Source organism: Rhodanobacter fulvus Jip2 (genome assembly GCF_000264315.1).
GTDB lineage: Bacteria > Pseudomonadota > Gammaproteobacteria > Xanthomonadales > Rhodanobacteraceae > Rhodanobacter > Rhodanobacter fulvus.
This window is the reverse complement of record NZ_AJXU01000037.1, coordinates 1-12,646: the sequence shown is the minus strand read 5'-3', so window position 1 is coordinate 12,646 and position 12,646 is coordinate 1. Positions and strand designations below refer to the sequence as shown.

General features: G+C 65.7%; 12 protein-coding genes and 1 riboswitch. Of the genes, 8 read left to right on the top strand and 4 right to left on the bottom strand.

The annotated features are described in order from the left end of the window. Nucleotides 1-40: 40 nt before the first annotated feature. Nucleotides 41-385 (bottom strand): divalent-cation tolerance protein CutA, encoded by a 345-nt coding sequence (gene cutA / locus UU9_RS09440; protein WP_425476843.1) that lies wholly within the window; start codon nucleotides 383-385, stop codon nucleotides 41-43. A gap of 226 nt (nucleotides 386-611) precedes the next feature. On the opposite strand from cutA, the gene UU9_RS09435 reads away from it, so the two are divergent. Together UU9_RS09435 and groL are read left to right on the top strand one after the other, a co-directional pair. Next, nucleotides 612-905, top strand: coding sequence for a co-chaperone GroES (locus tag UU9_RS09435; protein ID WP_007081521.1), 294 nt, complete (start codon nucleotides 612-614; stop codon nucleotides 903-905). A 141-nt stretch (nucleotides 906-1,046) separates the two neighbouring features. Beyond that, complete coding sequence (groL, locus tag UU9_RS09430) at nucleotides 1,047-2,705, top strand: chaperonin GroEL (protein WP_007081520.1); 1,659 nt, start codon at nucleotides 1,047-1,049, stop codon at nucleotides 2,703-2,705. A 208-nt stretch (nucleotides 2,706-2,913) separates the two neighbouring features. On the opposite strand, the gene metE is transcribed toward groL, so the two are convergent. Beyond that, a complete protein-coding gene (gene metE / locus UU9_RS09425; protein ID WP_007081519.1) occupies nucleotides 2,914-5,205 on the bottom strand; it encodes a 5-methyltetrahydropteroyltriglutamate--homocysteine S-methyltransferase in 2,292 nt (763 codons plus the stop codon). Between the two features lie 138 nt (nucleotides 5,206-5,343). Next, a riboswitch (cobalamin riboswitch) is annotated at nucleotides 5,344-5,505 on the bottom strand. Between the two features lie 171 nt (nucleotides 5,506-5,676). Between metE and UU9_RS09420 the strand changes: the two genes are divergently transcribed. From UU9_RS09420 to UU9_RS09395, 6 genes are read left to right on the top strand one after another with little or no spacing between them, the layout of a single operon-like run. Further along, nucleotides 5,677-6,219 carry a carboxymuconolactone decarboxylase family protein gene (locus tag UU9_RS09420; protein WP_007081518.1) on the top strand — a complete coding sequence of 181 codons (543 nt, stop codon included), beginning with the start codon at nucleotides 5,677-5,679 and terminating at the stop codon, nucleotides 6,217-6,219. Nucleotides 6,220-6,240: 21 nt separating this feature from the next. After that, nucleotides 6,241-7,356, top strand: a complete 1,116-nt coding sequence (locus tag UU9_RS09415; protein ID WP_007081517.1) for an acyl-CoA dehydrogenase family protein — start codon at nucleotides 6,241-6,243, stop codon at nucleotides 7,354-7,356. Continuing rightward, nucleotides 7,356-7,520 (top strand): rubredoxin, encoded by a 165-nt coding sequence (locus UU9_RS09410; protein ID WP_007081516.1) that lies wholly within the window; start codon nucleotides 7,356-7,358, stop codon nucleotides 7,518-7,520. The genes UU9_RS09415 and UU9_RS09410 overlap by 1 nt, the downstream gene beginning before the upstream one ends. Before the next feature lie 8 nt (nucleotides 7,521-7,528). After that, a complete protein-coding gene (locus tag UU9_RS09405) occupies nucleotides 7,529-8,359 on the top strand; it encodes an ABC transporter ATP-binding protein (protein ID WP_007081515.1) in 831 nt (276 codons plus the stop codon). Nucleotides 8,360-8,402: 43 nt separating this feature from the next. Next, nucleotides 8,403-9,608 (top strand): ABC transporter substrate-binding protein, encoded by a 1,206-nt coding sequence (locus UU9_RS09400; protein WP_007081514.1) that lies wholly within the window; start codon nucleotides 8,403-8,405, stop codon nucleotides 9,606-9,608. Nucleotides 9,609-9,666: 58 nt separating this feature from the next. Beyond that, a complete protein-coding gene (locus UU9_RS09395; protein ID WP_007081513.1) occupies nucleotides 9,667-10,452 on the top strand; it encodes an ABC transporter permease in 786 nt (261 codons plus the stop codon). A gap of 13 nt (nucleotides 10,453-10,465) precedes the next feature. On the opposite strand, the gene dusB is transcribed toward UU9_RS09395, so the two are convergent. Next, nucleotides 10,466-11,452, bottom strand: coding sequence for a tRNA dihydrouridine synthase DusB (dusB, locus tag UU9_RS09390; protein WP_007081512.1), 987 nt, complete (start codon nucleotides 11,450-11,452; stop codon nucleotides 10,466-10,468). Nucleotides 11,453-11,525: 73 nt separating this feature from the next. Continuing rightward, entirely contained in the window at nucleotides 11,526-12,626 is a 1,101-nt protein-coding gene (locus UU9_RS09385; RefSeq protein WP_007081511.1) for a nucleoside permease, read from the bottom strand. Nucleotides 12,627-12,646: the final 20 nt, after the last annotated feature.

Below are 12,646 nucleotides of genomic sequence, written 5' to 3'. Positions count from 1 at the left end.
CGCGTCGTGCGGCGTTATGCGCGCCCGGCAGCCGGTGCCCTCATCCCGCGCTTTGTTCGCGCACCCAGTCGAGGTAGGCATCGTGGCCCTGCGCCACGGGTACGCCCACCAGTTCCGGCAGCTCGTACGGGTGCAGCGCCAGCAACCGCGTTTTCATCGCCTCGAAGCGGGCGGCGGCGGTCTTGATCAGCAGGAGATGCTCGTCATCGGTGGTGACCGCGCCCTGCCAGCGGTAGGTGGAGGTGACGCCGGGCAGGCAGCTGACGCAGGCCGCCAGCTTCTCGTCCACCAGCGCCACGGCGATGGCTCTTGCGCTGGCCGCGTCGGGACAACTGCAGTAGCAGAGCAATACGGCATCAGCGGATGGTGGGGTGGCGACCATCATGCCAGCGTAACCGGAAAACGCGATGCTGCCGTTGCCGGCGGATCATTTGCCCCGGCGCCCTTGAAAGCGCCACCCATTCACCCAATTAGCTGTCGGGTCACCCGATCAAACCGCTTGCAGTGGCATGCTGTATCGCTAAAATTGGCACTCATGTACCACGAGTGCTAACAAGGCCGGGGATCGGGTCTTCGAAGCCTTGTTCCACCTCAACTGTTTGGAGCCATCCATGAGCACACTGCGTCCGTTGCACGATCGCGTCATCGTCAAGCGTCTGGAAGAGGAGCGCGTCTCCGCCGGCGGCATCGTCATCCCCGACAGCGCCACCGAAAAGCCCACCCGCGGCAAGGTCGTCGCCGCCGGCACCGGTCTGATCATGGCCGATGGCAAGGTGCGCCCGATGTCGCTGAAGGCAGGCGACACCGTGCTGTTCGGCAAGTACGCCGGCCAGGAAATCAAGATCGATGGCGAGGATCTGGTGTTCCTGAAGGAAGACGACATCGTGGCGGTGATCGAGGGCTGATGCCCTCACGGGATTTGGAATTTGGGATTCGGGATTCGTTAGAGCGCAAAGCCGCTCCGTTCCGCCGCCCAGCTCCAATCTCGCACGCAACCGCTTTTAACGAATCCCCAATCCCGAATTTCGAATCCCGGAGTCAAAAAGATGGCAGCTAAAGAAGTACGTTTCGGCGAAGACGCCCGCGCCCGCATGTTGAAAGGCGTCAACACCCTGGCCAATGCGGTCAAGGTGACCCTCGGTCCCAAGGGCCGCAATGTGGTGCTCGAGAAGAGCTTCGGCGCCCCCACGATCACCAAGGACGGCGTGTCCGTTGCCAAGGAGATCGAACTGGCTGACAAGTACGAGAACCTGGGCGCGCAGATCGTCAAGGAAGCCGCTTCCAAGACCTCCGACGTGGCCGGTGACGGCACCACCACCGCCACCGTGCTGGCGCAGGCGTTCATCCAGGAAGGCCTGAAGGCGGTTGCCGCCGGCATGAACCCGATGGACCTGAAGCGCGGCATCGACAAGGCCGTCTCGGCCGCCGTGGGTGAGCTGAAGAAGCTGTCCAACCCGACCGCGAACGACAAGGAAATCGCCCAGGTCGGCACGATCTCGGCCAACTCCGACACCAACATCGGCGACATCATCGCCACCGCGATGAAGAAGGTCGGCAAGGAAGGCGTGATCACGGTCGAGGAAGGCTCGGGCCTGGACAACGAACTCGACGTGGTCGAGGGCATGCAGTTCGATCGCGGCTACCTCAGCCCGTACTTCATCAACAACCAGGCCAGCCAGCAGGTCGAGCTGGATGACCCGTACATCCTCATCCACGACAAGAAAGTGTCGAACGTGCGCGACTTGCTGCCGGTGCTGGAAGCCGTCGCCAAGGCCGGCAAGCCGCTGCTGATCGTGGCCGAGGAAGTGGAAGGCGAGGCGCTGGCCACCCTGGTGGTCAACACCATCCGCGGCATCGTCAAGGTCGCTGCCGTGAAGGCGCCGGGCTTCGGTGATCGTCGCAAGGCCATCCTGGAAGACATCGCCATCCTCACCAACGGCCAGGTCGTTTCCGAGGAAGTTGGCCTGTCGCTGGAGAAGACCACGGTCGCCGACCTGGGTCGCGCCAAGCGCATCGTCATCACCAAGGAAAACACCACGATCATCGACGGCGCCGGTGAGGCCGAGAAGATCCAGTCGCGCATCGGCCAGATCAAGGCGCAGATCGAGGAGACCTCCTCCGACTACGACCGCGAGAAGCTGCAGGAGCGCGTGGCCAAGCTGGCCGGCGGTGTTGCCGTGATCAAGGTCGGTGCCGGCACCGAGATCGAAATGAAGGAAAAGAAGGCCCGCGTCGAAGACGCCCTGCACGCCACGCGCGCAGCCGTCGAAGAAGGCGTGGTCCCCGGCGGTGGCGTGGCGCTGATCCGCGCGCTGAAGGCCGTCGAAGGCCTGAAGGGCGACAACACCGATCAGGACCTGGGCATCGCGATCACCCGCCGTGCGCTGGAAGCGCCGCTGCGCGCGATCGTCGCCAATGCCGGCGAGGAGTCGTCCGTGGTGCTGAACAAGGTCAAGGAAGGCAAGGGCAACTTCGGCTACAACGCCGCCACCGGCGAGTATGGCGACATGATCGAGTTCGGCATCCTGGACCCGACCAAGGTCACCCGCTCGGCCCTGCAGCACGCCGCGTCGGTTGCCGGCCTGGCGATCACCACCGAGGCGATCGTTGCCGAAGCGCCGAAGAAAGACGAAGGCCACAACCACGGCGGCGGCGATGCCGGCGGTATGGGTGGCATGGGCGGCATGGGTGGTATGGGCTTCTAAGCCCCGCCCCACAGGCTGCACGACGAAAAACCCCGCTTCGGCGGGGTTTTTCTTTGCTTGTAGAGGCCGGTTGGCGCCGAAACCCGGGCCATCGGTTGCATATCGCCGCAGCCTTCTTGTGGGAGCGACTTCAGTCGCGATGCTTTTCATCAAGCTGCAACTAGAGCATCGCGGCTGAAGCCGCTCCCACAGGCGAGGCCCAGCCGCGCTACGCTTTTTCAGTCAACTCGCCGCGCAGTTGTCGGGCGCAGCCCACCATGCCGCGCAACGCCGCTTCCACCTCCGGCCAGCCGCGGGTTTTCAGGCCGCAGTCGGGGTTGACCCAGAGCTGGTCCACGCTCAGCACGTCCAGCGCCTTGCGCAGCAATTCCAGCATTTCCGCCGGATCGGGCACGCGTGGCGAGTGGATGTCGTAGACGCCGGGGCCGATGCCGTTGGGGTAGCGGAACTTCACGAACGCATCGAGCAGCTCCATCCGCGAGCGGCTGGTTTCGATCGAGATCACGTCGGCATCCATCGCCGCCACCGCCTCGATGATGTCGTTGAACTCCGAGTAGCACATGTGGGTGTGGATCTGGGTGGTGTCGCGTACGCCACCGGCGGTGATGCGGAAGCACTCCACCGCCCACGCCAGGTAATGCGGCCAGTCCGTGCGCCGCAGCGGCAGGCCTTCGCGCAGGGCCGGCTCGTCGATCTGGATCAGCTGGATGCCGGCAGCTTCCAGGTCGTGCACTTCGTCGCGCAGCGCCAGCGCGATCTGCCGGCAGACGGTTTCGCGCGGCAGGTCATCGCGCACGAACGACCATTGCAGCATCGTCACCGGGCCGGTCAGCATGCCTTTCATCGGTTTGCTGGTCAGCGACTGCGCATAGCTGGACCAGGCCACCGTCATCGGTGCCGGCCGCACGATGTCGCCCCAGATCACCGGCGGCTTCACGCAGCGCGAGCCGTAGCTCTGCACCCAGCCCAGTTTGGTGAACAGATAGCCGTCCATCTGCTCGCCGAAGTACTCGACCATGTCGTTGCGCTCGGGCTCGCCATGCACCAGCACGTCCAGCCCGAGGGCCTCCTGGAAGCGCACCACGCGGGCGATTTCCGACTTCAGCAAGTCGTCGTAGGCGACGTCGCCGAGCTTGCCGCTGCGATGGGCGGCGCGGGCCTTGCGCAGGTCGTCGGTCTGCGGGAACGAGCCGATCGTGGTGGTCGGCAGCGGTGGCAGGTTCAGCGTCTCGGCTTGGGCGGCGTGGCGGGTGGCGTAGGACGAACGGCGCAGGGCGATTTGCGGGCTGAGGGTGCGCAGCCGTGCGCGTACGCCAGCATCCACCACACCTGCCGATTGCGCCTGGGCATCCAGCAATGCCTGCTGCGCGGCCAGTGCGGCCGTGGCCTCGGCGTGTCCGGCCAATGCGTCGGCGTAGGTGCGCAACTCCTCCAGCTTCTGGCGCGCGAACGCCATGGAGGCACGCCGCGCCGGATCGAGCGCGGTTTCCGCCTGCAGATCGATCGGTACGTGTTGCAGGGAACACGACGGTGCCAGCCACAGCCGCTCGTCACCGATACGCGACTGCGCCTTGCGCAACAGCGCCAGCACCTTGTCCGGCCGGCTGCGCCAGATGTTGCGGCCGTCGATGACGCCGGCACTGAGCACCTGCGTCAGGGACAACGCATCCAGCACGGCGTCGAGTTGGCCCGGCGCACGCACCAGGTCGACATGCAGGCCGCCGACGGGCAGCGAAGCGGCCACCTGCAGGTTGTCGCCCAGTGCCCCGAAATAGCTGGCCAGCAGAACTTTGGGCCCGCCCGCCGCGGCCAGCGCGGCATAAGCACGACGGTAGGCGGCGCGCGCCTTGTCATCCAGGTCCAGCACCAGGCACGGTTCATCCAGCTGTATCCACGTCGCGCCCGCGGCCGCCAGCTTGCCGAGCAGCTCGACGTAAGCCGGCAGCAGCGCGTCGAGCAGCGCCAGCCGGTCACTGCCGTCGACCGATTTGGCCAGCAGCAGGAACGAGACCGGCCCCAGCAACACCGGGCGCGCCTGATGCCCCAGCGCCCGCGCTTCCAGGAATTCGGCCACGGGTTTGTCGCCGGCGAGCTGGAACTTCTGGCCGGCCTGCAGCTCAGGCACGAGATAGTGATAGTTCGTATCGAACCACTTGGTCATTTCCAGCGCGTGCAGGTCGTGCCCGTTGCGCTTGTGTCCGCGCGCCATGGCGAAATAGCCGTCCAGATGGCCGGACGCGAACACCGGCCGATAGCGGTCCGGGATCGCGTCGAACAACACCGCCGTGTCCAGCACGTGGTCGTAGAGGCTGAAATCGTTGCAGGGGACGACGTCGACACCGGCGTCGGATGCCAGCTTCCAGTGACGCTGGCGCAGTTCGCGGGCGGTGTCCTGCAAGGCGTCGGCGGTGATTTCGCCGCGCCAGTGGGATTCCAGTGCGCGCTTGAGCTCGCGTTTCAAGCCGATGCGCGGAAAACCGGAGTAGGTGACCTGTGACATGTAGTGATTCCTCTTGCAGACAGTGAGCAAAGAGGAACGAAGGAGTGGGGCAATGCCTGCCGCCCCGCGACCTTCGCCCCCGCGGGCGATCGACCCGGGCGCCGTGATGGCGCGCCCGGACCAAGTCGGGCGGAAACGCGAACGCTTCCGGCTGGAGCAGGTGTTCGGGCTCGTGGACACGCCTCGACGCGTCGTGTCCACCTACCGTTGCGGGGCAGCTCCGGCTTCAGGACCGGGATTCCCTGCTATATATCTTTCTATTCGAATGGAGAGATATCTGAACCAGCGAGCGCAGGATAGGGGTGCGGAAGGGGCGAATCAATGATCCATGTCAATTTCGTCCGGGCCGTCGCCCGTCGCCCCCGACCATGCGCATTGGTTATAAGCACATGGAAACCGATCCTTTGTGATACGGCGATCCGCAGGATAAGGTGGACGGACGTCTAGCCGTCTATTAGCAAAGGTAAGTCCATGAGCCGCATTGCCATCCAGACCATCGAGAGCGCCCCGGAAGAAGCCGGCCCGCGCCTCGCCGCCGCCAAGAAAAACAGCGGTTTTGTGCCCAATCTTCTGGGTGTGCTGGCCAATGCGCCCACCGCGATCGAGACCTACCAGACCGTCAGCGCCATCAACGCGCGCAACAGCCTGTCCGATACCGAGCGCGAGGTGATCCAGATCACCGCCGCCGCCCGCAACGGTTGCGGCTTCTGCGTGGCCGGCCACACCGCCATCGCGCGCAAGAAACTGCAGATGCCCGAGCCCCTGCTGGAGGCCTTGCGCGCCAGGCAGGCGCTGGATGACACGAAGCTCAACGCGCTGGCCCTGTTCACGCTGGCCGTGATCGAGGAGCGTGGCCAGGTGTCCGACGACGAACTGCAGGCGTTCCTGGCCGCCGGTTACAACCAGGGTCAGGCGCTGGAAGTGGTGCTGGGCGTGAGCCTGGCCACCCTGTGCAACTACGCCAACAACCTGGCGAAGACCCCGATCAACCCCGAATTGCAACCGTACGCCTGAGTCATCAGCGGAGGGAACGGCATGAGCCCGTCCGAAAACCACAACCCGTCATTGCAGGCGATCGCCACGCTGGTCGACGCGTCGCTGTCGCGGCTGGCCGATAGCATCGACCGCGAAGGCTTCTATCCGGTCGACTTCATGCGCGAGCTGGGCAAGCTGGGCGGTTTCGGCGCGACCGGCACGGATGCGTATGCGCTCGACCTCCCGCGACAGATCGCCATCACCACGCAGGTGGGCCGTGTCTGCGGCTCCACCGCGTTCCTGGTGTGGTGCCAGTCCACCTGCGCCTGGTACCTGCAGCATGCGCCCTCGGCCGCGGTACGGCAGCGCTATCTGGACAGGGTCGCCAGCGGCTCGCTGCTGGCGGGTACCGGCATGTCCAATGCGGTGAAGCATCTGGCCGGGATCGAGAAGATCCGTCTCGACGCGCGCCGCGATGGCGACGGTTATGTGGTCAACGGCGTACTGCCGTGGGTATCCAACGCCGGCGCCGACAACCTGGTGATCGTGGCCGCCGCAGTCGAAGGCGGCGGTTACCTGATGTTCGCCGTGGAAGGTCGTGCGCCAGGCCTGGAGTTGCACCCATGCCCCGATTTCTCGGGCATGGAAGGCACCAGCACGCTCAACCTGCGCTTCAAGAACGTGGCGGTGGGCGCCGACAGCGTGCTGGCGCATCCGCCACAGTTCGAGGCCTTCATGGCGCGGATCAAGGCTGGCTTCGTGCTGGGCCAGGCGGGCATGGGCTTCGGCGTGGTCGAGGGCTGCCTGAAGACGCTGCGCGAAAGCAATGTCAGTCATGCCCATGTGAATGCGCTGCTGGACGATCAGGAAGGTGATTTGCAGGCTGAGCTGACGGCGCTGCAGGCCGAAGCCGATGTGCTGGCGCGCCAAGCCCAAGCCGGTGCGGGGGCGATCCTGCCCGTGTTGAAGCTGCGTGCCGCCGCCTCGGAACTGGCTCTTCGCGCCGCCAATTCGGCGGTGCTCCACGCGGGTGCGCGCGGTTACCTGATGCGCCATCCGGCCCAGCGCCAACTGCGCGAAGCGGTGTTCGTCGCCATCGTGACGCCGGCGCTGAAGCATCTGCGCAAGGAAATCCGCGACCTCGAGCAGCGGCAGCAGCACGCCGAGGCGGCGTAATGGCGAAATGGATGTGCGGGCCGTGCGGCTTCGTCTACGACGAGGCGGAAGGCATGCCCGAGGACGGTATCGCGCCGGGGACGCCGTTCGAGTCGATCCCCGATGACTGGAGCTGCCCGGACTGCGGCGTGAGCAAGGACGATTTCTTCCTGGTACCGAATTGAGCGCAAGCATGAGCAAGCCCACCACAATGCTGCATCCCGCCGTGCTGGAAGCCAGCCACATCGCGCTGAGCTACGGCCATGCCGGGCGCGCGACCAACGTGGTGCTGCGCGACTTTTCGCTGCAGCTGAAGGCCGGCGAAGTGGTGGCCGTGCTCGGTCCCAGCGGCGTTGGCAAATCCTCGCTGTTGCGTGTGCTGGCGGGTCTGCAGACGCCGGACAACGGCGGCGTTCGCGTGCACGGCGAATCGCTGCGCGGACCGCATCCGCGGGTGGGCCTGGTATTCCAGGATCCCTGCCTGCTGCCGTGGTTGACGCTGGAGCAGAACGTGGGCTTCGGGCTCGATTTCCGCCATCAGCCCGTGCTCGATGCCAAGACGCGCCGCGAGCGGGTGCGCGATGCGATCACCGAGGTCGACCTGCAGCATGCGCTGGGCCATTACCCCAGCGAACTGTCCGGCGGCATGGCCCAGCGCGTGGCGCTGGCACGCTGCTTGGCGCGCCAGCCCGAAATCCTGTTGCTGGATGAGCCGTTCAGTGCGCTGGATGAAATCACCCGTGGCGACATGCAGACCCTGTTGCAGCAGATCACCGCGCGCCACAAGACGGCAGCGGTGCTGGTGACCCACGACATCGACGAGGCGCTGGTGCTGGCCGACCGCATCGTGCTGCTGGGTGGCCAGCCGGGCGGGCTCATCGGCGAGTGGCGCATCGAGCAGCCGCATCCGCGCGATGCCGTCGCCGCCGAACTGACCCGGGTTCGCGTGGAGATCGTGCAGGCGTTGCGCGAAGCGCGTCGCGCCGGATCGCCACCGGCCGAACTTCAGCGCGCCGTCGCGTGAGCGACGGAAGAACCCTCAGCGCTTCCTCCGACATCGAGCCCTCATGACCACCGACCACGATTCCGACAGCACCGCCTCCCGCCGCCGCTTCCTCAAGCTGTCGGCAATGTTCACCGTGGCCGGCGCATTGCCGCTGTTGCAAGGCTTCAACCGCGCCGTGGCGGCGGAGCCGGATGCGCCCGTTCGCATCGGCTATCTGCCCATCACCGACGCCACGCCGTTGCTGGTGGCGCATCAGCGCGGCCTGTTCCAGAAACAGGGGCTGTCGGTGGAGAAGCCGCGCATGTTCCGCAGCTGGGCGCAGATCGTGGAGGCCTTCCTCAGCGGCCAGGTCAACGTGGTGCACATGCTGTCGCCGATGACGGTCTGGGCGCGCTACGGCAGCAAGGCACCGGCGAAGGTGGTGGCGTGGAACCACGTCTGCGGCTCGGCGCTGGCGATGACGGTGAAGAAGAATGTCCAGCAGCTCGACGATCTGGCTGGCACCACGGTGGCGATCCCGTTCTGGTATTCGGTGCACAACGTGGTGCTGCAGCATCTGCTGAAAGCCCGCGGCATCGAGTCGATCGGCAGCGGCACGCCAGGGCCCAAGCAGGTCAAGCTGGTGGTGATGGCGCCATCGGACATGCTGCCGGCGCTGGCCGGCGGGCAGATTTCCGCCTACATCGTGGCAGAACCCTTCGTGGCGCTGGCCGAGATACTCAAGGTCGGCAAGGTGCTGCGTTTCACCGGCGACGTGTGGAAGGACCACGCCTGCTGCGTGGTGCAGATGCACGAGCGCGATCTCAACGAGCGCCCCGAGTGGTCGCAGAAAGTGGTCAACGGCATCGTGCAGGCGCAGGCCTGGGCGCGCGACCATCGCGACGACACCTCGCACCTGCTGGCCAAGGACGCCGCCGACCACTACACCCCGCACAGCTACGAAACCCTGGCCAAGGTGCTGGCGCCGCCGCCGTCCGATGACGCGGCCTACATCGCGTCGGGTGCGATCCACCATCCGGAGTGGAAGCAGCACCGCATCGACTTCCAGCCGTACCCGTTCCCCAGCTATACCGAAACCCTGGTGTCGATGCTCAAGACCACCTACGTCGAGGGCAAGAACGACTTCCTGCCCGGGCTGGACCCCGCCTTCGTGGCGCGCGACCTGGTCGACGACCGTTTCGTGAAGAAGGCGATCGCCGGGCTGGGCGGCATGACGGCCTTCGGCCTGCCCGAAGGTTTCACCCGCCACGAACACATCACCACCTGAACCCGTAACGCCATGCCGTTGCCGCTTGCCGCGGCGTCGGCATGCAGGCTGCAACTCCATGAACGCAACAAGCATTCCCCTCCACCGTTCCAGCGCCCGCATCGGGCTGAGCCTGTTCGGCCTGTTCGTGCTGCTGGTGCTGTGGTCGCTGGGCATCCACGTGCTGGGCAAGAGCATGCCGCTGGCCGGCGCGCTCAGCCCCGGCGACACCTTTCACAGCCTGTACGACCTGCTGGCGCGGAACGAGCTGACCCGGCACACGCTGACCAGCCTGAAGCGCGTCATGGTGAGCCTGTTGGCCGCGCTGGCGCTGGGCGTGCCGATCGGCGTGGCGGTGGGTAGCTCGCGCGCACTGGACAGCGGCACCAGCGGCGCATTCCAGTTCCTGCGCATGATCTCACCGCTGTCGTGGATGCCGATCGCGGTGATGATTTTCGGTATCGGCGATTCACCGATCTACTTCCTGCTGACCATCACGGCGGTGTGGCCGATCATCCTCAACACGTCGGCCGGCGTGCGCCAGCTCAATCCGCGCTGGTTGTTGCTGGCGCGCAGCCTCAGCGCTACCCGCGGCGAAATCCTGTGGCGCATCGTGGTGCCCGGCATCCTGGGCCACGTGCTCACCGGTGTGCGGGTGGCCATCGGCATGATCTGGATATTGCTGATTCCCTGCGAAATGCTGGGGGTCAGTTCCGGCCTGGGCTATTTCATCCTCGATACGCGCGACCGGTTGGCCTATTCGGAGCTGATGGCCGCGATCGTGCTGATTGGCGCGCTGGGTTTCCTGCTGGACGCGCTGGCGCAACGGCTGCACCGGCATTGGGTGCCTGCAGGCACCGATTGACGCGGCGCGTGGCTCAGGCGGCCAGCGCGCTGGCGTCGCCAAGCGCGGCGAAATAATCGCGTGTCAGCCGAAGTTGCTCGGTGGCCGTTTCGGCCCGGTTGGCGACCTGACGGAAGGCGGCATTCTCGGGGCGGTCCTTCGCGTACCAGCCCAGATGCTTGCGTGCGATGCGCACGCCCTGCTGCTCGCCGTAGAACGCATAGAGCTGGTCGAGATGGCCCAGCAGAATCGCGGCGACCTCGGCCGGTGTCGGCTCGGGCAGCAGTTCGCCGGTGGCCAGGTAATGGGCGATCTCGCGGAAGATCCACGGCCGCCCCTGCGCTCCGCGGCCGACCATCACCGCGTCGGCGCCGGTGACATCCAGCACGTGCTTGGCCTGCTGTGGCGAGCAGACATCGCCATTGGCCAGTACGGGAATGTGCACGGCTGCCTTGACCGCGGCGATGGTGTCGTATTCCGCCTCGCCTTCGTATTTGTCGGCGCGGGTGCGACCGTGCACGGCCAGCGCGGCGATGCCGGCGTCCTCGGCAATGCGGGCGATGTTCAGTGCGTTGCGGTTGTCGCGGTTCCAGCCGGTGCGGATCTTCAACGTCACCGGCACCTCGACCGCATCCACCACGGCTTTCACGATGCGCGCCACCAGCGGCTCATCCTGCAGCAGCGCGGAGCCGGACCACACGTTGCACACTTTCTTGGCCGGGCATCCCATGTTGATGTCGATCAGCTGCGCGCCGTTGGCCACGTTGAAGCGTGCCGCCTCAGCCAGCATCGTGGGGTCGTAGCCGGCGATCTGCACGCTGACCGGTTCGGGCTCGCCGTCGTGATCCATCCGCTGCAGCGACTTGCGCGTATGCCACAGGCGCGGATCGGCAGTGGTCATCTCCGACACGGCAAGCCCCGCGCCCAGCCGCTTGCACAGCAGCCGGAACGGCTTGTCGGTGACGCCCGCCATGGGGGCGAGCACCACCGGCGGGTCGATGAGGTAAGGGCCGATACGCATCCGCCCATTGTAGTGACGGGATTCGGCATTAGGGATTCGGGATTCGCAGAGCACCGCGCCCTTGCCCTTGCTCTTACGAATGCCGAATCCCGTTCAACGCCTCGGGCTCGTGGCGGTGGCGGAACAAAATGGCAAACAGCACCGCTACCACCAGCGCGTAGCCAGCGAAGGTCAGCCAGATGCCGCGCCAGTCCTTGGCGCCGTCCGCGGCGGTGAACCACAGGTCGATGATCCAGCCGCTGATCGAGCTGCCCAGGATCGCGCCGATGCCGTTGGTCATCAGCATGAACAGGCCCTGCGCGCTGGCGCGGATCGACGGGTCGCTCTGCCCCTCGACGAACAGCGAGCCGGAGATGTTGAAGAAGTCGAACGCCATGCCGTACACGATGCACGACATCACGATCATCCACAGCCCGTTGCCCGGGTTGCCGTAGGCGAACAGGCCGAAACGCAGTACCCACGCGATCATGCTGATCAGCATCACCGTCTTGATGCCGAAGCGCTTGAAGAAAAACGGAATCGCCAGGATGAACAGGGTTTCGGACACCTGCGAGATCGACATGATGATCGCCGGGTAACGCACCGCGATCATGCCCTTGTACGCCTCGACGTTGGCGAAGTCGTGCAGGAAGGTGTCGCCATAGGCATTGGTCAGTTGCAGCGCCGCGCCCAGCAGCATCGCGAAGACGAAGAAGACCGCCATCTTGCTGTTCTTGAGCAGCGCGAACGAGGTCAACCCCAGCGTATCCAGCCACGACGTGTGCACCTGGCCGCGCAGGCGCGGCGGGCACGCCGGCAGGGTGAACGCATACAGGCCCAGCAGCAGCGAAGCGGCGGAAGCCACGTAGAACTGGCCGCCCGAGGTTTCCAGATGCAGCAGGCTCACCATCCACATCGCCGCGATGAAGCCGACCGTGCCCCATACGCGAATGGGCGGAAACACCAGCACCACGTCGGCGCCGTCAGTCTTCAATGCGTTGTAGGCCACCGTGATCGCCAGCGACAAGGTCGGCATGTAGCACATCATGTTGAGCAGCATCACCCAGAACAGCGTGCCCGGGTTGTCGATCGTGGGCACGATGAACAAGACGATTGCGCCGCCGATGTGCAGCAAGCCGTAGAGCTTCTCCGCATTGAGCCACTTGTCGGCGATCACCCCCATCAGCGAGGGCATGCGACGTCCCCCCGCATTGA